The following is a 19327-nucleotide window of genomic DNA, read 5'->3' as shown; positions in this document are numbered from 1 at the left end:
ACGCCGGCACTGCTAGATTCGGCTTCGTTCCCACTCCGTACGAGCGCACCGCTATGAAGAAGCTTTCCCTGGCCCTGTTCGCCTTCGCCAGCATGGCTGCGGTTCCGGCCGCGCAGGCCGCCGGCAACATCGACTGCGAGCTGCATTACTCCCTGGCCGGTTGGTCGGTGATCTACAAGACCGCCTCGGGCACTGGTACGATCACCTGCGACAACGGCGCGCGCATTCCGGTCAAGATCAGCGTCAAGGGCGGCGGGCTGACCGTAGGCAAGTCCAAGATCACCGACGGCAAGGGCAGGTTCTCAGGCGCCTATTCGGTCAACGACCTGATCGGCTCCTACGCCGCCGTCGAAGCCCATGCCGGCGCGGACAAATCCAGCAGCGCGCAGGTCGTCACCAAGGGCGACGTATCGCTCGCCTTGGCAGGCACCGGCAAGGGCTGGGACCTCGGCGTAGCCGGCAGCCGCTTCACCATCGAACGGCGCTGACCCATCACGCCCCAAAAACACCCACCGCACCGACACTATCTCCGCCTGCGGGGGTTACGCGAGGGGTGAATCCATGTCGCTTCAAACCAGCACGCGCGCGAACCGGTTCACGCGCCTTGGCTTCAACGGCCAGCTGCACGAACCTGCCGTCTACTGGCAGATCCTGGGCAACGGCCGCCGTGTGTACAACCCGGTATTGCACCGCTTCCATAGTCCTGACCGGCTCAGCCCGTTCGGCCGCGGGGGAATCAACGCCTACGCCTACTGTGGCGGCGATCCGCTCAACTACGGCGACCCCAGCGGGCAGTTCGCGCTGCCGGTGATGCTGCTGGGCCTGGTGGCAGGCGTAGGCGGGGCGGGCATCGCGGCGTCGGCCGGCGCAGGCGACCGCGATGACGGCGGCAGCAGCGCGCTTCCGTGGATCATTGGTGGGGCGATCGCAGCGGTAGGGTTGATGGCTGGCGTGGGGATGGCCGGGCGCTATCAGCGGATGCATCTCAACACGCCCGGTCCAGGCACGTCAGCCGCATCCTGGCGGAATCCGGTCGCGCGCACCGCACCGGCGGCGCCGCGCACTCCAGCGCGGGCAACGCCTGCAACTGCGCAAGGTGCGGCACCGACACTTTCGCCGGCGGACGCCACGGGCGTCATCCATCGCGACAAGACCGGCATGGTGATGAAGCGCATGGGCGACCTTCCAACGCCGGTCCGTGACAGGATCGTCGAAATCCGTCAATTCGGGCCGCGCGGAACCACCCCGGACCCTTCAAAGGTGAGAATCTCCAAACGATTCGATAACCCCAAAGGGCTGCTTCCGCCCGACCGTACCGGCAACTTCTATCACCGTTATCCGGTGATGTGGGGCAAAGGGCACCCCTACGAAAACTGGCGCATCGTGACCGGCGGCAGCCGCAACGGCGGTATCCATGCCGTCTTCGTCACGCCCGACCACGACGCTACGTACTACAAGATTGCCGATTGGGGCTGGAACCGATAGCGACGAAAAAAAAACCCGGTCAATGACCGGGTTTTTTTCATGCATCAGCCGCCGCGCGGGCCGCCGCCACGGTGGCCACCGCCACCGGGACCGCGGCTGCCACCCGGGCGTGCGCCGCCGGGACGACCGCCGGGACCCCCCGGGCCGCGTGCACCGGGGCCACCCGGGCCACGGTTGCCACCCGGGCCGCCGGGACCACGTGCGCCGGGACCGCCCGGACCACGGTTGCCACCCGGGCCACCGGGGCCGCGGTTGCCGCCGGGACGGCCGGCCGGGCGGGGCGTGCCGTACGGGCTGGCGCCCGGATTGGCGTGGTCGGACGGGAAGCTCGGGGCATTGCCCGGGTGACCGTACGGGTGGCGCTGTGCGCCCTGGCCGCTGCGGTTGCCCGCGCCGGCACCGGCACCGGCCGGACGGCCCTGGCCGCCGTAGCCGCCACGGTTTTCACCGCGACCTTCGCCACCAAAGCCGCCGCCGCTGCGCTCACCGTAGGCGCCACGGCCCTGGCCGCCTGCGCCGCCCGGACCCTTCGGCTTGCCGTACGGACGGCCCTGGCCACCGGCGCCTGCGCCGGCACCCGGACCACGTGCGCCCGGGCCACGGGCTGCGCCCGGACCGGCGTTGCGGTGGTTGCTCGGGCCGGTGCTCACGCCATCGGGCACGTACCAGCTGCGGAACGCGGCCGGGTTGCCTTCGGGCAGGGCGCGGTTGCCCTTGTCCGGGCGCTGCTTGAACGGGCGCTGCGACTGCTTGGCCGCCGCTTCGCCGGTGACCGTCAGGCCACCCTTGAAGCCGCCGCCCTTGCCGCCGCGACCACGGCCGCGGTCTTCGCGCACATTGTCGAAACGACGCAGTTCGCGGCCTTCGTCGGCCTGGTTGTGGCCATTGACGTAGGCATTGCCACGACCGCCTTCGCGCGACACGCGCACGGTGGTCTTGGCGGCGCGGCGCTGGCCGATCACCGGCTGCAGGGTCAGCGCCGAGGGGGCGCCTTCTTCCAGCTTCAGTTCGGCGCGCAGCGCTTCAACCTGCTTGGCCGGCAGTTCGACCGACTGGCCACGCAGCAGTTCGCGCGGCAGCGAGACCTTGCCGTAGCGGGTGCGCTTGAGGCGGCTCACCTGGCAGCCCTGCGATTCCCACAGGCGGCGCACTTCGCGGTTGCGGCCTTCCTTGACGACCACGCGGAACCAGTCGTGCGAATCGGTGCCGCCGATGCGTTCGATCTCGTCGAACTTGGCCGGGCCGTCTTCCAGCGCCACGCCACGGGAGAGGCGGTCGACGATGCTGTCGGGCACCTTCTCTTCGCCTTCCGGTGCACGCACGCGCACGACGTATTCGCGCTCGACCTCGTAGGAGGGGTGCATCATCGCGTTGGCGAGTTCGCCATCGGTGGTGGCCAGCAGCAGGCCGGTGGTGTTGATGTCCAGGCGGCCGATCGCGATCCAGCGCGCGCCCTTCAGGGCCGGCAGCGCTTCGAACACCGTCGGGCGGCCTTCGGGATCTTCGCGGGTGGTCACTTCGCCTTCGGGCTTGTTGTAAGCCAGCACGCGCGAGGTTTCGGTCAGCGCGGTGGCGACAAAGCCACGGCCGTCCAGTTCAACCTTGTCGCCGCTCTTGATCGACTGGCCGGTCTGGGCGACTTCGCCGTTGACCTTGACCAGACCATCGGCGATGCGCTGTTCCAGCGCGCGGCGCGAGCCGAGGCCGGCCTGTGCCAGCACCTTGTGCAGGCGCTCTTCGAGCTTGGGCTGTTCGGTTTCGTTTTCGCGCTTGAGCGAAAGCTTGTTCAACGACAGCTTGCGGGGGGTGTCACTCATTTACTTGGCTCCGGCCGGCGACGGTTTCGTCGGCCTCTGGTTCGGGATCGGCTTCGTCAACAGCCACGGTCGTCTTCGCGACGGCGTTGTTTTCGGTTTCGTTCTGGTGCGCCGCGCGGGGTCCCGGCACGGTATCGGGCTCGCCATCGCTGGCGGTTGTATCCGCGTCGTCGTCGGGGAGCGACGGCGGCGCATGGGATGGGGTATCGCTATTGTCTGACTCGGCGTCCTGTTCCGCCAGTCGGGCGGCCATCAGGGCGGCGCGGGCGGCGGAACGGGCAGTGGCCGGGTCCTGTTCGGGTTCCGGTTCGGATTCCGGTTCCGGTTCTGGTTCCGGGATGGTTTCCGGTTGCGGTTCGGCGTCCGGGTCCGCCACGCCGGCGGCGATCCGGCCGGCCAGCTGGCCGTCGTTGTCCAGCGGCAGCTGCGGTTCCAGTTCGCCCAGGTCGCGCAGCTCGGACAGCGGCGGCAGCTCGTCCAGGCGCTTGAGCCCGAAGTAATCCAGGAAGCCCTTGGTGGTGCCGAACAGCGCCGGCTTGCCGGGCACGTCGCGGTGGCCGATCACGCGGATCCATTCGCGTTCTTCCAAGGCCTGGATGATGTTGCTGCTGACCGCCACGCCACGGACCTGTTCGATCTCGCCGCGGGTGATCGGCTGGCGGTAGGCAATCAGCGCCAGGGTTTCCAGGGTGGCACGGGTGTAGCGGGTCTTGCGCTCGGTCCACAGCCGGGTGATGAAGCCGTGGACTTCGTTGGTGACCTGGAAGCGGAAGCCGGAGGCCACCTCGACCAGCTCCACGCCGCGGTCGGCGCAGCCTTCGCGCAGCAGTTCCAGCGCGCGTTCGATGCTGCCCGGCGGCGCCGGCTCTTCCTCCGGGAACAGGCCCTGCAGCTGGGCCAGGGTCAGCGGCTGGCTGGAAGCCAGCAGCGCCCCTTCGACAATACGGTTGATCAGCGGTTGATCCATGCGTGGGTCGGGTGCTCAGTCAGGGTCGTTGGCGGCGTCGTTGTCGTCGAACTCGCTGTTGAACTGCAGCGGTTCGTTGGTGTTGCCGGCGGCCAGGGACTTGACGTAGATCGGCGCCAGCGGAGCTTCCTGGACGATGTCCAGCAGCTGTTCCTTGGCCAATTCGAGCAGGGCCAGGAAGGTGACCAGCACCCCCAGCTTGCCTTCTTCGGCGGTGAACAGCGTTTCAAACCGGTAGAACCTGCCGTCTTCCAGACGGCCCAGCACATCGCCCATGCGCTGGCGGACACTCAGGGCCTCGCGCTTGATCGCGTGGCCGGTGAACAGCTCGGCGCGCTTGAGCACGTCGTGCAGCGCCATCAGCATTTCCTTCAGGTCCACCGGCGGCGGCAGCTTGATCGCCGCGCGGTCGGGCACGAAGGCATGGGCCAGGCTGGTGTCGCGGTCCTGGCGGGGCAGGGCGTCGATGTCCTCGGCAGCCTGCTTGAAACGTTCGTACTCCTGCAGCCGGCGCACCAGCTCCGCACGCGGGTCGGCTTCCTCGCCTTCCACGCTGGGCGGCCGCGGCAGCAGCATCCGCGACTTCACTTCGGCCAGGATCGCCGCCATCACCAGGTATTCGGCCGCCAGTTCGAAGCGCAGCTCCTGCATGACGTTGATGTATTCGACGTACTGGCGGGTGATCTCGGCCACCGGAATATCCAGGATATCCAGGTTCTGCCGGCGGATCAGGTACAGCAGCAGGTCCAACGGACCTTCGAAGGCATCCAGGATGACTTCCAGCGCATCCGGCGGGATGTACAGGTCCTGCGGAATCTGCAGGACCGGTTGCCCATGCACCACGGCCAGCGGCATTTCCTGCTGCTGAGGGGCGGTCGGCCGGATTTGCGGGTTCGCGTCGAGCGCGAGTTCAGAGGTCATCAAGATTGACGTCGGTATTGCAACGGACCAGTTTGCTGCGCCTGGCGCAACCGGAACACCCGGGCGGCAGGATCGCTAGCCATGACATTTCAAACAGCAGCAGGACGCGCTGCTCAAATGCAGCGACAGAACTACGGGAGGTCGTCTACGTGTGCTGGTGTGGGGCAGTGGGGCCCTGTAGCCACAGGGTTGCTGCGTCCAGCCACGTGCAATGTGGTCAAGAGTACGGCTTCACAACGGCAGTGTCCAGCGAGGCGGGCTAGAATCGCGGCGTTTGTTTAGCTGAACCCCAGGAGTTGCCCGTGTGGTATGTGATTGAAGGCTATGACGGCACCGATGTGCTGGCCGCCCGCCTGTCGGCCCGGCCGGCCCATCTTGCCCGTCTGCAGGCCCTGTGCGACGAGGGGCGGCTGCTGCTGGCCGGCCCGTGCCCGGCCATCGACAGTGAAGATCCGGGCCCGGCCGGCTTCAGCGGCAGCGTGGTGATCGCCGCGTTTAATTCGCTCACCGAAGCCCAGGACTGGGCGGCGGCCGATCCCTATGTGGAGGCCGGGGTGTATGTGCGCACCGAGGTCCGCCCGTTCCGCAAGGTGCTGCCATGAGCCGGGTGGAGATGATCCGGGCGGCGCTGCAGGCCGCCTTCGATCCGGAACTGCTGGAGGTGGAGGACGACAGCCACCGCCACGCCGGGCATGAGGGCGCGCGCGATGGGCGCGGGCACTTCAATGTCCACGTGGTCAGCGCGGCCTTCGAAGGCAAGCTGCCGCTTGCGCGCCATCGCGCGGTCTACAACGCCTTGGGCACCCTGATGGAGACCGATATCCACGCGTTGTCCATTCGTGCCGAAGCGCCGTCAAAAAAGGGCTGAAACCCTTGTCCTGCCTTGTCCCGGTGAGTCCCGGGGCGACCTCTCCAAGACACCCCGAGGTTACCGCCGTGCGACATTTGCCTAACGTAGTGTTTACATCCGGGATTGAAAACGCTTACATTCCGCGCCAAGCCCAGATCTCTAAGCCGTGGAGGGCGGCGAAGTGAACAAGGCAGCTATCACAATCAAAGATGTAGCCCGCGAAGCCCGCGTCTCTGTGGCGACGGTATCGCGTGCGCTCAATGGCCATGAAAACGTCGCCGAACCGGTGCGCAAGCTGGTGCTGGAGGTGGCGGCGCGCCTGCGCTACACCCCGCACGCGGCGGCCCGCAGCCTGAGCAGCCGGCGCACCAACACCATTGGCGTGGTGCTGCCGGACCTGTATGGCGAATTCTTCTCCGAGCTGATGCGCGGCATCGACAACGTGGCCCGCGCGCGCCGCCAGCATCTGCTGGTGTCCAGCTACCACGGCGACCAGGAGCAGCAGGGCGCGGCCCTGCGGGCCATGCGCGGCCGGGTCGACGGGCTGCTGGTGCTGTCCCCGTATGCGGAAAGCCCCGGCTTCCTGACCGACAACCTGCCCCAGGCGCTGCCCACGGTGCTGATCAACACGTACCTGCCCGAGCAGGATCACCCGGTGCTGAGCATCGATGACCATGCTGGTGCGATGGCGATGACCGCGCACCTGCTCGAGGCCGGCCACCGCCGTATCGCGTTCATCGGCGGCCCCGAGCTGAACTTCGATGCGCGCGAACGCCTGCGCGGCTTCCGCGATGCGCTGGCCGCGTTCGGGGGTGCCGCCGAGGGCATTGAGCTGCCCGGCGACTTCGATGAAGCCTCCGGCCACCGCGCCGGGCAGGAGCTGCTGGCCGCCGGTGCATTGCCCGATGCGGTATTCGCAGCCAACGACATGATGGCGCTCGGTTGCCTGTACGCGTTCGCGCAGGCCGGCGTGCGCGTGCCGGCCGACGTGGCATTGGCAGGCTTCGATGACATCCCCCTGGCGCGTTTCGTTCACCCGTCGTTGACGACGATGCAGGTGAGTATCGCCGAGCTTGGCGATAAGGCGGCGACGCGTCTGTTGCAGTTGATGGATGGCAACAACACGGAAACGGCCGGTGACAAGCAGACACTTGTACCGCGCCTGATCGTGCGTGATTCAAGCGTTCCGCCGAAAGGCGGAACGCAGTAGGTCGCGACCGTTGGTCGTGACTTGTTGGGCCGCTGAACGCTGTATCGGTATTTCACGCAATCCAAAAAAAAGACAGGCGGCCGCAACGACGGCTTCCACCACCCGGAGATTTACATGACGTATTCCAATCACCGCACCCGCATGCCGGCCCGCCGCCTGCTGTCGAGCGCACTGGTCAGCTGCCTGTTGCTGGGCGCCGCACCTTCCCTGATGGCCCAGTCGGCCACCTCTTCGCTGCGTGGCCAGGTCGCCCAGGCCGAGGCCGGTACCGAAGTCACCGCCACCAACGTGGCCAGCGGCAGCGTGCGCCGCGCCACCACCCGTGCCGATGGCACCTATTCGCTGATGGGCCTGGACCCGGGCACCTATGACGTGGTGGCCAACGGCCAGACCCAGAAGGTCACCGTGACCGTGGCCTCGACCGCGACGCTGAACTTCAGCGGCGCCCCGGCCAATGGCAGCACCGCCAACGCGACCAACCTCGACACCGTCAACGTGGTCGCCCCGACCCTGCTGCAGGAAGTGCGTACTTCCGAAGTGGGCAAGACGGTCAGCCTGCAGCAGATCCAGACCACCCCGCAGGTGTCGCGCAACTTCCTGGAATTCGCCGACGCGGTGCCGGGCATGATCTTCACCCGTGATGCGAAGGGCAACACCTCGCTGCGCGGCGGTGCCACCAATGCCGACGGCACCAACGTCTACATCGACGGCGTGGGCCAGAAGAGCTACGTCAAGGGCGGCGGCGTGGCCGGCCAGTCCGGCAGCGCCGGCAACCCGTTCCCGCAGCTGGCCATCGGCGAATACAAGGTCATCAGCGGCAACTACAAGGCCGAATACGGCCAGGTCTCCAGCGCGGCGGTGACCGCCGCGACCAAGTCCGGTACCAATGAATTCAAGGGTGAGGCGTTCTACCGCTACACCGACGAAGACATGCGCGCCAAGACCCCGGCCGAGCGCCAGGAAGGCAAGACCAAGGAAGTCTCTGCCGAGAAGGAATACGGCTTCGCCCTGGGCGGCCCGATCGTGCAGGACAAGGCCCACTTCTTCGTGACCTACGAAGCCAAGCGCTTCGACCTGCCGGTGACCATCGCCCCGGAAGGCTCGGTAACCAACCGCGTCGGCCTGCTGCCGGCCGATGCCGCCGCCCAGCTGGGCCCGGCCAGCCAGCCGTTCCAGCAGGACCTGATCTTCGCCAAGATCGACGTGGAGCCGACCGACAACGATCGCATCGAGCTGACCTTCCAGGACCGCGACGAAACCCAGCAGCAGTTCAGTGGGCAGACCGCGCCGTCGCACGGCAAGGAAACCGAGAACACCGACCGTCGCTACGCGCTGCGCTGGAACCACAGCGGTGAGCGGTTCTACAACGAACTGATGCTCACCCACGAAGATTCGTTCAACAACCCGGTGCCGCTGACCATCGGCAACGGTTACGTGTACACCGCACCGGATGGCACCGACGACCGCACCCTGGTGCAGATCGGCGGCGCCTCGGCGCTGGATTCGCAGGTGAAGGGCCAGAAGGGCTGGTCGATCGAAGACAACCTGACCCTGGACGGCATCGAGTGGGCCGGCGACCACACCATCAAGATGGGCGCCAAGTACAAGGAAATCGACCTGTACGCATCGGATGCGCAGGAGATCAACCCGCAGTTCACCTACACCCTGGGCGATCCGGACTTCCCGTCCGACATCCCGTACAAGGCGCAGTTCGTCAAGCCGGTCACCGGTGTGTCCGGCGTGACCGGTGAAGTGCGCTCGAAGGTGAAGCAGATCGGCCTGTTCATCCAGGACGACTGGCAGGTCAACGACCATCTGCAGTTGAACCTCGGCCTGCGTTGGGATTACGAAAAGAACCCGACCTACCTGGACTTCGTGACCCCGCCGGAAGTGGTGGCGGCACTCAACAGCCAGGATCCGCGTGCAGCCGCCGGCCAGACCTATGCGCAGTCGATGGCGCTGGGCGGGCTGAACATCAACGATTACATCAGCAACGGCCACAACCGCAAGGCATTCAAGAATGCCTGGCAGCCGCGACTGGGCTTCTCGTATGACCTCAACGCCGACGAGCAGCACGTGATCCACGGTGGTGCCGGCCGTTCCTACGACCGCGACCTGTTCGACTACCTGCAGCTGGAAACCACCAAGCTGGCCCTGCCGCAGCCGACCATCTACTTCCGCAACCCGGCCACCGGCGCCTGCCTCAACGGCCAGGCCGCGTGCTACGACTGGGATCCGAACCTGCTCAACGGCATCCAGAACCTGCAGGCCCTGGTCGGTTCGACCAGCAATGCCGGGCTGGAAGTGGACATGCTCAACAACAACCTGAAGGCGCCGTACGCCGACCAGTTCAGCCTGGGCATGTCCAACCAGGTTGGCGACTGGCTGACCGACGCCACCGTCGCCCGTACGCTGACCTATGACGGCTTCGCCTTCACCCTGGGCAACCGTTATCCGACCGGCCAGTTCTTCGATGACCCGCGCCTGTGCGGCGGCACCGAGCCGGGCCTGAGCCAGGCCTGGAGCTGCAACATCCCGGGCTTCGGCAGCCTGATCATCGGCCAGCAGGGCATCAAGACCCGTGCCACGCAGGTGCTGCTGTCGGCACAGAAGCCGTTCACCAAGGAAAGCGGCTGGGGCACCTCGATCGCCTACACCTGGACCACCGCGCGCCACAACCGCGACATCAACGAGCATTACGCCTTTGACCGCGGCCTGATCACCGATTACCCGACCATCCGTTCCAACGGTGCACCGCGCCATCGCATCGTGCTGACCGGTTCGTATGCCGGCTTCTGGGACATCACCTTCGGTGGCAAGATCACCCTGGCGACCCCGACCGCGGTGAACGACTGGTACCCGGTGGCACAGTCCAGCGGCTTCGATCTGCCGACCCCCGGCGCCGCGGTGCCGGACGGCAACGGTCGCTTCCTGGTCGGTGGCAAGATCTGGGGCTACCGCTCGGTCGACCTGCAGGCCACGAAGACGTTCAAGATGCCGGGCGACACCGAGCTGTACGCGCGTATCGACATCATCAACGTGTTCAACTTCGACAACTTCTCCAACTACAACTACACCAAGTCCAACGGCAAGCTGCTGGCCAGCTACAACGAGACCGGCGATATCGTCGGTACGCCGCGCCAGGTGAAGGCAGAAGTGGGCTTCCGCTTCTGATGAGGGGAATGTGGTGACACCCATGGCGTTTTGACACGCATGGCGTGTCACTACGCCGCAGGCCGGTCCCCCAGCCGTAGAGACACGCCATGCGTGTCCTCGCGGTCTGGGGAGAACCGGCTTTTAATGAACCCAAGCTGTAAACGATTTCACTCCAAGGCCAGCTATGCTGGCCTGAAATTCGAAGATTCCGGAGGGTTGGCACGATGAAGGTACCCCGCGTATTGGCACTGGCAGTTCTGGCGGCAGCCGTGGTCGGCTGCAAGCCGCAGGCGCAGGACGCGCCAGCCAAACCCAAGCCGCCGGTCATCCTCGTAGAGGCCGACGTTCCCCCGCGCCCGATGAAACCAGAACTGCCCCCGCTGTTCGACGATATCGAACGCCGCACGTTCCAGTTCTTCTGGGACACCACCAATGAAATCAACGGGCTCAGCCCGGACCGCTATCCGTCGCGCCCGTTCGCCAGCATCGCCTCGGTGGGCTACGCGCTGACCGCGTACCCGATCGGCGTGGAAAACGGCTGGGTCAGCCGTACCCAGGCGGTGGACCGCACGCTGACCACGCTGAAGTTCTTCCGCGACATGCCGATGGGCCCGCAGCGCACCGGCAAGGGCGGCTACAAGGGTTTCTACTACCACTTCCTGGACATGCAGCAGGGCCACCGCTATGACAGCTGGGTGGAACTGTCGAGCGTGGACACCGCATTGCTGATGATGGGCGTGCTGTTCGCCCAGTCGTACTACACCGGCGACGATTCGCGCGAAAAAGAAATCCGCGCCATCGCCGATACGCTGTACAAGCGCGTGGACTGGCCGTGGCTGCAGCAGCGCGCCCCGCTGATCTCGATGGGCTGGTTCCCCGAAAGTGGCTTCATCGACCACGACTGGATGGGCTACAACGAGGCGATGATGGTCTACATCCTCGCGCTGGGTTCGCCCACCCACCCGGTGAGCCCGGATGCGTGGACGGTGTGGACGCGCACCTACGACAACGACTGGGGCGTGTTCCAGGGCCAGGAATACCTGTCCTTCGGCCCGCTGTTCGGCCACCAGTACACCCACGTCTGGATCGACTTCCGCGACATCCAGGACGCGTACATGCGCGAGCGCGGCAGCACCTACTTCCTCAACAGCCGCTCGGCCGCGCTGGCCCAGCGCGAGTACGCCATCGCCAACCCGGCGCAGTGGAAGGAGTACGGCGAAAACGTGTGGGGTTTGACCGCCAGCGACGGCCCGCAGAACACCACGCAGGAATTCCGCGGCGAGCAGCGCCAGTTCCGCCACTATTCCTCGCGCGGCGCCGGCCTGCGCGAAAACTTCGACGACGGCACCATCGCCCCGACGGCGGCGATCTCCTCGGTGGTGTTCGCGCCGGAAGAAGTGATCCCGGCCACGCTGGAAATGCACAAGCGCTACGGCGATTACCTGTATTCCAGCTACGGCTTCCTGGATTCGTTCAACCCCAGCTTCAATTTCGACATTCCGCTCAAGACCGGGCGCATCGTGCCCGATCGTGGCTGGGTGGCCAGTGATTACATCGGCATCGACCAGGGTCCGATCCTGACCATGATCGCCAACTACCGCAACGATTTCGTGTGGGACACGATGAAGAACAACCCGCACATCCGTCGCGGGCTGGAGCGCGCCGGTTTCACCGGTGGCTGGCTCACCCCGGAAGGCGAAGACCAGCCGATGGCGCTGGAGAAAGACGAGAAGGCCGCCTCGGCCCGCTCGATGGGCATCGCCGAATCCCGCGCGGCCGCCGCGCAGGAACAGAAGAACAATTCCAATTCGAACCGCAACCAGCCCCAGGGGAAGTAAGCAGTGCCATTGTCGTCGCGCCCCAAGCTGTGGGTGAGTGTTCTGCTGCTGGTTGCCGGCAGCCTGTTGTTGAGTGCCTGCCGGAAGGAACCGGAAGGGGTGACCGTGCGTTTCTGGGCCATGGGCCGCGAAGCGGAAGTGGTCAGCGAACTGATCCGCGAATTCGAAGCCGACAATCCCGGCATCCACGTCGATGTGCAGAACATCCCGTGGACGGCCGCGCATGAAAAGCTGCTCACCGCCTTCGCCGCCGACGGCCTGCCGGACGTGTGCCAGCTGGGCAACACCTGGATTCCCGAGTTCGCCGAACTCAACACGCTGACCCCGTTGGCGCCGTTCGTGGCCCAATCCAAGGTGGTCGACCCGGCCGATTACTTCCAGGGCATCTGGGATACCAACGTCATCAACGGCGAGCTGGTCGGGGTGCCGTGGTACGTCGATACGCGCCTGCTGTACTACCGCAAGGACCTGCTGGCCAAGGCTGGCTTCGACCACCCGCCGCGCACCTGGGACGAGTGGAACACCATGATGGCGGCGATCAAGAAGATGCAGGGTCCGGACCGCTACGCGGTGCTGATGCCGATCAACGAGTTCGAGCAGCAGCTGTCCTTCGCCCTGCAGCAGCCCGACCCGCTCCTGCGCGACCACGACACCCGCGGCAACTTCCGCAGCCCCGGCTTCCGCCGCACGCTGGCGTTCTACGAGAACATGTTCGCCCAGGGCTGGGCCCCGCGCATGTCCGAAACCCAGATCTCCAACGTGTGGGATGAGTTCTTCAAGGGCTTCAACGTGTTCTACCTGTCCGGCCCCTGGAACATCCGCGAGTTCAAGAAGCTGCAGCCGAAAGAACTGGAGGGCAAGTGGGGCACCGCCGCACTGCCGGGCCCGGACGGCCCCGGCGCCGGCATCGCCGGCGGCACCAGCCTGGTGATCTTCCGCGGCTCGCAGCAGAAGGAAGCGTCGTGGAAGCTGATTGAGTTCCTGTCGCGCCCGGACATCCAGCAGCGCTTCCATTCCATCATCGGTGACCTGCCGCCACGGCGCAGCACCTGGGAACACCCCTCGCTGGCCAACGACCCGCTGGCGCAGCCGTTCCGCGACCAGCTCGAGCGGGTGCGGCCGACCCCGAAGGTGCTGGAGTGGGAACGTATCGTGCAGGAAATGCGCATCGTCACCGAACAGGTGGTACGCGGTGGGCTGGATCAGGATGTAGCCGTGAATCGATTGGATGACCGCGTGGACAAGGTACTGGCCAAGCGCCGCTGGATGCATGAGCAGCGTACCCAGGCCGAACAGGGCGCCGCGCCGGAGGTGCTGCCATGAAGCAGCGCTCGCTTGCCGGCTGGATCTTCGCCGGCCCCTCGCTGCTGGTGATCGGGGTGTTCTTCGGCCTGCCGGTGTTCTCGGCGCTGGCGCTGAGCATCACCGACTTCGACCTGTACGCGCTCGCCGATGGCGGCAACCTGCGCTTCGTGGGCCTGGGCAACTACATCGACCTGCTGCAGACCCCGATGTTCTGGAAGTCGCTGTGGAATACCACGTACTTCGTGGTGGTCGGCGTGCCGATGTCCATCGGCGTGTCGCTCGGCGCGGCGATGCTGCTCAACGCCCCGGCCGCGCGCTTCAAGGCGCTGTTCCGCACCGCGCTGTTCGCCCCGGTGGTAACCACGCTGGTGGCGGTGGCGGTGATCTGGCGCTACCTGTTCCATACCAGCTACGGGCTGGTGAACTACGGCCTTGGCCATCTGGGGATCAGTCCGATCGACTGGCTGGGCGACCCGAACTGGGCCATGCCCACCATCATGCTGTTCGCGGTGTGGAAGAACTTCGGCTACAACATGGTGATCTTCCTGGCCGGCCTGCAGGCGATCCCGCATGACCTGTACGAGGCCGCGCGCATCGACGGCGCCTCGCGCTGGAAGCAGTTCCTGCACATCACCCTGCCGATGCTCGGCCCGGTGTTGCTGGTAGTGGGCGTGATCACCGTGTCCGGCTACTTCCAGCTGTTCGCCGAACCCTACGTGATGACCCGCGGCGACCCGCTGCAGAGCACCGTGAGCGTGCTGTACTTCATGTTCGAGGAAGGCTTCAAGTGGTGGAACCTGGGCCGCGCGTCGGCCGTGGCGTTCCTGCTGTTCCTGATCATCCTGGCGGTAACCAGCCTGATGCTGCGTTTCGGCCGCAAGAGGCAGTTGGTATGAGTCGTGAGATTGGCCAGTCGCGCTGGCATGCGTGGTGGGTGAACGGCGGGTTGCTGGTGCTGGCCGCGGTCAGCCTGGCGCCGCTGCTGTGGATGCTGTCGGTGTCGTTCATGCCGACCGGCGAAGCGGCGCATTTCCCGCCGCCGCTGCTGCCCTCGTCGGTGACCACCAACAACTACCACGAGCTGTTCGCCCGGACCGGCATGGCCAACAACTTCGTCAACAGCCTGTTCGTCTCGCTGGCGATCACGCTGGGCTCGCTGCTGCTCAACACCATGGCCGGCTATGCGTTCGCCAAGCTGCGCTTCGTCGGCCGCGAGCGGATCTTCCAGGTGCTGCTGGCGGCGCTGGTGATCCCGGCGCAGGTGGCCATGCTGCCGCTGTTCCTGCTGATGAAACAGCTGGGCCTGGTCAACAGCTTCGGCGGGGTGATCGTGCCGGCGCTGGCCAGCGTGTTCGGCATCTTCCTGGTGCGCCAGTACGCGCGCTCGATTCCCGATGAGCTGCTGGAGGCGGCGCGGATCGACGGGGCAGGGGAGCTGCGCATCTTCTTCCAGATCGTGCTGCCGATGCTCAAGCCGGTGCTGGTGACCCTGTCGATCTTCACCTTCATGGGCGCCTGGAACGATTTCATGTGGCCGCTGATCGTGTTGACCGACCAGGAGCACTACACTTTGCCGGTTGCCCTGGCCACGTTGTCGCGCGAACACATCATGGACGTTGAAATGATGATGGCCGGCGCGGTGGTCACGGTGGTTCCGGTGCTGGCACTGTTCCTGGTGCTGCAGCGCTACTACATCCAAGGTCTGCTGCTGGGGAGTGTGAAAGGGTGAAGCGTGCCGTCGTCGCGGGGGTTCTGGGTCTGGGTCTGGTGTGGTCGATGGCGGCGCCTGCCGCGCCCCCGGCAGTGCCGGCGGCGCCCAAGGTCCTGGACAGCTTCGACGACATGTCGCCCTGGAAGCTGGTGGTGTCCGACCAGGTCAGCGGCTCACTGCGCAGCGTGGCCGGCGCCAACGGCGGCCGCGCGCTGTGCGTGGACTACGACTTCCACGAAGTCTCCGGCTACGTGGCGATCCGCCGCGAGCTGCCCATCACCTGGCCGGACAACTACCAGGTCGGCTTCCAGCTGCGCGGCGATTCGCCCGGCAATGACCTGCAGTTCAAGCTGATCGATGCCAGCGGCGACAACGTGTGGTGGGTCAACCGCCCCGGCTACGCCTTCCCCAAGACCTGGACGCCGGTGCAGTACCGCCAGCGCCAGATCGAGAAGGCCTGGGGCCCGGACCCGGACAAGACCCTGCGTAAAAGCGCGGCAGTGGAGTTCACCATCTACAGCAAGGTCGGCGGGCGCGGCACGGTCTGCTTCGACCGGCTCACCCTGCAGGCCCTGCCGCCGGCTGATACGTCTGCGCTGGCACCGTCGGTGATCGCCGATACCGCCACCGCGCTGCAGAGCCGTATTGCCGATGGCAAGCCGGACACGGTGTGGATCAGCGGTGGCGTGCCCGACCAGACCATCAGCCTGGACCTGCACAACGTGCGCGAGTTCGGCGGTGCGGTGATCCAGTGGGTGCCCGGCCTGGAAGCTACCCGCTACGTGGTGCGTGCCTCGGCCGATGGCCGGGACTGGCGCACCCTGCGCGAGATCACCGCCGGCGGTGGCGGCGAGCGCGACTGGCTGGCACTGCCCGATACCGAGGCGCGCTACCTGCGCTTCGACCTGCAGCACGGCAGCAGCTGGCGGTACGGCATCCGCGATATCGCGATCAAGCCGCTGGATTTCGCTGCCACGCCGAACGAATTCGTTGAGTCGGTCGGCGCCGACCTGACCCGTGGCTTCGTGCCGCGCGGCTTCAGCGGTGAACAACCGTATTGGACCCTGCTCGGGCTGGACGGCGGCCGCGAACAGGCGCTGATCGGCGAAGACGGTGCACTGGAAGTGGCCAAGGCCAGCTTCAGCGTGGAGCCGTTCGTGGTGGTCGACAAGAAGGTGCTGAGCTGGGCCGATGTGGAGGCAAAGCAGTCGCTTCAGGACGATTACCTGCCCATTGCCAGCGTCGACTGGGCCCACCCCAAGGCCGCCTTGAAGGTGACCGGCTTCGTGCAGGGCAGCCCGGACAAGGCGCAGCTGGTAGGCCGCTACACGCTGCACAACCCGGACAAGGTGGCGCACGACTACACCCTGGCCCTGGCCGTGCGGCCGTGGCAGGTGAATCCGCCGCGGCAGTTCCTCAACACCGTGGGCGGCGTGAGCCGGATCGACACGCTGGAGTTCGAACCGGGCCAGGTCGAGGTCAACGGCAAGCCGCGCGTGTACCCGGTGCAGGCGCCGGACGCCGCTTTCGCCAGCCCGTTCGACGGCAAGCTGGAGGTTACCCACCTGGCCACTGGCAATCTGCCCACCGCCACCGAAGTGCGCGATTCCACCGGGCTGGCTTCGGGCGCGCTGCTGTACCGCTGGCGGCTGGAGCCGGGGCAGAGCAGGGAGGTGGCCATCGTGCTGCCGCAGACCGGCGCGTGGACCACTCCGAAGGACTTCGACGCCAACAAGGCCCAGCAGCAGGTGGCCTCGATGTGGCGCACCAAGCTGGACCAGGTGGCGCTGCAGGTGCCAGCGGCGGGCAAGCCGCTGGCCGATACGCTGCGCACCGCACTGGCGCACATGCTGATCTCCCGGATCGGGCCAAGCCTGCAGCCGGGCACGCGCTCGTACTCGCGCAGCTGGATCCGCGATGGCGCGATGATTTCCGAAGGCCTGCTGCGCATGGGCCGCAGCGATGAGGTGCGGGAGTACGTGAACTGGTACGCGCCGTACCAGTTCGACAACGGCAAGGTGCCGTGCTGCGTCGATCCGCGCGGCGCCGACCCGGTGCCGGAAAACGACAGCCACGGCGAACTGATCTTCAACATCGCCGAGTACTGGCGCTACACCGGCGACAGCACCTTCCTGGAACTGATGTGGCCGCACGTGCAGGGCGCCTACCAGTACATGGAACAGCTGCGCCTGAGCGAACGCACCGAGGAAAACCGCGCGCGCAACCCGGCCTTCTTCGGGATGATGCCGGTGTCGATCAGCCACGAAGGCTATTCGGCCAAGCCCATGCATTCGTACTGGGACAACTTCTGGGCGCTGCGCGGTTACAAGGATGCGGCGATCATCGCCTCCACCCTGGGCAAGATGGAGGCGATGCAGATCGCCGAGTCGCGCGACCAGTTCCGTGACGACCTGCAGGCCTCGCTGCTGGCGGCAACGGCCCTGCACAAGATCGATTTCCTGCCCGGTTCGGCCGAGCTCGGCGATTTCGATGCGACCTCCACCACCATCGCGCTGGCCCCGGGCGGCGAACAGGGCCGCCTGCCGCAGCCGTACCTGGACAACACGTTCGAGCGCTACTGGAAGCAGTTCGAGGAACGCCGCGACGGCAAGCGCGAGTGGAAGGACTATACCCCCTACGAGTGGCGCAACGTGGCCGCGTTCGTGCGCCTGGGCTGGCGCGACCGCGCTTGGCAGGCCACCGAGTTCTTCTTCAAGGACCGCGCGCCGCAGGCCTGGAACCAGTGGGCCGAAGTGGTCTCGCACACGCCGCGCAAGCCGTTCTTCGTCGGCGACCTGCCGCATGCGTGGGTGGCCTCGGACTTCGTGCGCTCGGCGCTGGACATGTTCGCCTACAACCGCGACGTGGACGACAGCCTGGTGCTGGCCGCCGGCGTGCCCAGCCGCTGGCTGGATGGCGCCGGGGTCGGGGTGAAGGGGCTGCGCACGCCGAATGGACAGCTGAGCTACACACTGGCCCGCAGCGACCGGCAGCTCACGCTGCAGATCGCGTCCGGGCTGCTGGTGCCGCAGGGCGGGGTGATCCTGCCGTGGCCGTTCAGTGGCGAACCGGGGGATACCACCGTCAACGGCGAGCCGGCGCAGTGGCTCAACGGCGAGCTGCGCATCACCCAGGTACCGGCCAAGGTCGAAGTGCAGATCCCGGCCTCGGTGCGGCGCGCCGAACGCAAGGCGCCGTGACCGTCGTGGTCGCGCGCCCCGGCATGCTCGGCGTGCTGCTGGCCGTTGCGCTGGTGGCATTGCCGGCGCGTGCGGCCGGGCCGGTGGAGCAGGGCATGAGCCTGGTGACCTTCAACCTGCACCACGACCGGGAAGACTGGCCGCAGCGGCGCAAGGTGATCCTGCGCGAGCTGCAGGCGCTGCAGCCCGACGCGATCGCGCTGCAGGAGGTGATCCAGAAGCCGCATGTGCGCAACCAGGCCGCCTGGCTGGCGCGCAGGCTCGGCTATGACTATCAGTTCGTGTCCACCGATCCGCCGGGGCGATTGAAGCGCTACGGCAATGCGCTGCTGACCCGGCGCCCGGTGCTGGCGCGCGGTGAACGATTGCTGGCGCCGCTGACCGACTACCGCACCGTGGCGCACCTGCGTATCGATGTGGAAGGGCAGCCAGTGAATGTCTATGCCACCCATCTCAACGAACGTTCGGATGAGCGCGGCAGCCGCATCCGTGCCGAGCAGGTGGCCGACCTGTTGACGTTCATCGCGACCACGTCGGGCGATGCGCCGGTGGTGATCGCGGGGGATTTCAATGCGCTGGTGGATGCGAGTGATCTGAGTGCGCTGCGCCAGCGCTATGGCGACAGCTACGGCAGCGTGCACGTGAACAACGAACTGGCACAGATCAGTACGTTGAACCGGCATTACTACGATGCGCCCTCGCGCATCGACCACATCTTTTTCCAGCAGGACAAGCTGCTGGCCCGCGAAGCGCGGCTGCTGTTCGACCAGCCCTATGCCGAAGGGCGCTGGGCGTCGGACCATTACGGGGTGTGGACCCGCCTGCAGTTCGCACCGTGAGGCAGGCAGCCACGCAGGGCGTGGCGCT

The 19327-nt window shown here is 66.4% G+C and carries 15 protein-coding genes; 12 read left to right on the top strand and 3 right to left on the bottom strand.

Features of this window, described 5'->3' with window-relative positions:
* The first annotated feature begins 53 nt into the window (after positions 1 to 53).
* Complete coding sequence (locus SOM39_RS01605) at positions 54 to 488, top strand: hypothetical protein (RefSeq protein ID WP_095362787.1); 435 nt, start codon at positions 54 to 56, stop codon at positions 486 to 488.
* 73 nt (positions 489 to 561) lie between these two features.
* Positions 562 to 1485, top strand: a complete 924-nt coding sequence (locus tag SOM39_RS01600; RefSeq protein ID WP_320457278.1) for an RHS repeat-associated core domain-containing protein — start codon at positions 562 to 564, stop codon at positions 1483 to 1485.
* A gap of 44 nt (positions 1486 to 1529) precedes the next feature.
* On the opposite strand, the gene SOM39_RS01595 is transcribed toward SOM39_RS01600, so the two are convergent.
* From SOM39_RS01595 to SOM39_RS01585, 3 genes are read right to left on the bottom strand one after another with little or no spacing between them, the layout of a single operon-like run.
* A complete protein-coding gene (locus tag SOM39_RS01595) occupies positions 1530 to 3302 on the bottom strand; it encodes a pseudouridine synthase (RefSeq protein WP_210130639.1) in 1773 nt (590 codons plus the stop codon).
* Positions 3295 to 4269 carry an SMC-Scp complex subunit ScpB gene (gene scpB / locus SOM39_RS01590; RefSeq protein ID WP_320457277.1) on the bottom strand — a complete coding sequence of 325 codons (975 nt, stop codon included), beginning with the start codon at positions 4267 to 4269 and terminating at the stop codon, positions 3295 to 3297. Before scpB ends, SOM39_RS01595 begins: the two co-directional genes overlap by 8 nt.
* Positions 4270 to 4284: 15 nt before the next feature.
* Complete coding sequence (locus tag SOM39_RS01585; protein WP_068853099.1) at positions 4285 to 5190, bottom strand: segregation and condensation protein A; 906 nt, start codon at positions 5188 to 5190, stop codon at positions 4285 to 4287.
* A 302-nt stretch (positions 5191 to 5492) separates the two neighbouring features.
* Here SOM39_RS01585 and SOM39_RS01580 point away from each other — a divergent pair, with 302 nt between their 5' ends.
* The 10 genes from SOM39_RS01580 (at position 5493) to SOM39_RS01535 (ending at position 19299) form a co-directional block, all read left to right on the top strand.
* Positions 5493 to 5792: a YciI family protein gene (locus SOM39_RS01580; RefSeq protein ID WP_320457276.1), complete on the top strand. Its 300-nt coding sequence runs from the start codon at positions 5493 to 5495 to the stop codon at positions 5790 to 5792.
* The gene (locus tag SOM39_RS01575; protein WP_068853096.1) at positions 5789 to 6058 is read left to right on the top strand and encodes a BolA family protein; all 270 of its coding nucleotides are present in this window, start codon (positions 5789 to 5791) and stop codon (positions 6056 to 6058) included. The genes SOM39_RS01580 and SOM39_RS01575 overlap by 4 nt, the downstream gene beginning before the upstream one ends.
* Before the next feature lie 148 nt (positions 6059 to 6206).
* Positions 6207 to 7250, top strand: coding sequence for a LacI family DNA-binding transcriptional regulator (locus SOM39_RS01570; RefSeq protein ID WP_093532498.1), 1044 nt, complete (start codon positions 6207 to 6209; stop codon positions 7248 to 7250).
* A 114-nt stretch (positions 7251 to 7364) separates the two neighbouring features.
* Positions 7365 to 10424, top strand: a complete 3060-nt coding sequence (locus tag SOM39_RS01565; protein ID WP_217536202.1) for a TonB-dependent receptor — start codon at positions 7365 to 7367, stop codon at positions 10422 to 10424.
* A gap of 206 nt (positions 10425 to 10630) precedes the next feature.
* Entirely contained in the window at positions 10631 to 12244 is a 1614-nt protein-coding gene (locus SOM39_RS01560) for a glucoamylase family protein (RefSeq protein WP_320457275.1), read from the top strand.
* A 33-nt stretch (positions 12245 to 12277) separates the two neighbouring features.
* Positions 12278 to 13567 (top strand): sugar ABC transporter substrate-binding protein, encoded by a 1290-nt coding sequence (locus tag SOM39_RS01555; protein WP_414715850.1) that lies wholly within the window; start codon positions 12278 to 12280, stop codon positions 13565 to 13567.
* The gene (locus tag SOM39_RS01550) at positions 13564 to 14445 is read left to right on the top strand and encodes a carbohydrate ABC transporter permease (protein ID WP_068853081.1); all 882 of its coding nucleotides are present in this window, start codon (positions 13564 to 13566) and stop codon (positions 14443 to 14445) included. Before SOM39_RS01555 ends, SOM39_RS01550 begins: the two co-directional genes overlap by 4 nt.
* On the top strand, positions 14442 to 15278 hold the full coding sequence (locus SOM39_RS01545; protein ID WP_068853078.1) for a carbohydrate ABC transporter permease: 837 nt from the start codon (positions 14442 to 14444) through the stop codon (positions 15276 to 15278). Before SOM39_RS01550 ends, SOM39_RS01545 begins: the two co-directional genes overlap by 4 nt.
* Positions 15279 to 15325: 47 nt before the next feature.
* Positions 15326 to 18460, top strand: a complete 3135-nt coding sequence (locus SOM39_RS01540; RefSeq protein WP_320457274.1) for a discoidin domain-containing protein — start codon at positions 15326 to 15328, stop codon at positions 18458 to 18460.
* Positions 18461 to 18483: 23 nt separating this feature from the next.
* Entirely contained in the window at positions 18484 to 19299 is an 816-nt protein-coding gene (locus SOM39_RS01535) for an endonuclease/exonuclease/phosphatase family protein (protein ID WP_320457648.1), read from the top strand.
* The last annotated feature ends 28 nt before the right edge of the window (positions 19300 to 19327 follow it).

Origin of the sequence: Stenotrophomonas sp. CFBP8994 (assembly GCF_034044835.1) — a bacterium.
GTDB classification, from domain to species: domain Bacteria; phylum Pseudomonadota; class Gammaproteobacteria; order Xanthomonadales; family Xanthomonadaceae; genus Stenotrophomonas; species Stenotrophomonas rhizophila_A.
Note: the sequence above shows the minus strand (reverse complement) of the source record. Positions and strands in the feature narration are given on the sequence as shown.

What these genes read in the sequence shown, in the direction of transcription:
- SOM39_RS01605 (WP_095362787.1), top strand. Translation starts at nt 54, where the DNA reads ATGAAGAAGCTTTCCCTGGCCCTGTTCGCCTTCGCCAGCATGGCTGCG.
- SOM39_RS01600 (WP_320457278.1), top strand. Translation starts at nt 562, where the DNA reads ATGTCGCTTCAAACCAGCACGCGCGCGAACCGGTTCACGCGCCTTGGC.
- SOM39_RS01595 (WP_210130639.1), bottom strand. Translation starts at nt 3,302, where the DNA reads ATGAGTGACACCCCCCGCAAGCTGTCGTTGAACAAGCTTTCGCTCAAG.
- scpB (WP_320457277.1), bottom strand. Translation starts at nt 4,269, where the DNA reads ATGGATCAACCGCTGATCAACCGTATTGTCGAAGGGGCGCTGCTGGCT.
- SOM39_RS01585 (WP_068853099.1), bottom strand. Translation starts at nt 5,190, where the DNA reads ATGACCTCTGAACTCGCGCTCGACGCGAACCCGCAAATCCGGCCGACC.
- SOM39_RS01575 (WP_068853096.1), top strand. Translation starts at nt 5,789, where the DNA reads ATGAGCCGGGTGGAGATGATCCGGGCGGCGCTGCAGGCCGCCTTCGAT.
- SOM39_RS01565 (WP_217536202.1), top strand. Translation starts at nt 7,365, where the DNA reads ATGACGTATTCCAATCACCGCACCCGCATGCCGGCCCGCCGCCTGCTG.
- SOM39_RS01560 (WP_320457275.1), top strand. Translation starts at nt 10,631, where the DNA reads ATGAAGGTACCCCGCGTATTGGCACTGGCAGTTCTGGCGGCAGCCGTG.
- SOM39_RS01550 (WP_068853081.1), top strand. Translation starts at nt 13,564, where the DNA reads ATGAAGCAGCGCTCGCTTGCCGGCTGGATCTTCGCCGGCCCCTCGCTG.
- SOM39_RS01545 (WP_068853078.1), top strand. Translation starts at nt 14,442, where the DNA reads ATGAGTCGTGAGATTGGCCAGTCGCGCTGGCATGCGTGGTGGGTGAAC.
- SOM39_RS01540 (WP_320457274.1), top strand. Translation starts at nt 15,326, where the DNA reads ATGGCGGCGCCTGCCGCGCCCCCGGCAGTGCCGGCGGCGCCCAAGGTC.
- SOM39_RS01535 (WP_320457648.1), top strand. Translation starts at nt 18,484, where the DNA reads ATGCTCGGCGTGCTGCTGGCCGTTGCGCTGGTGGCATTGCCGGCGCGT.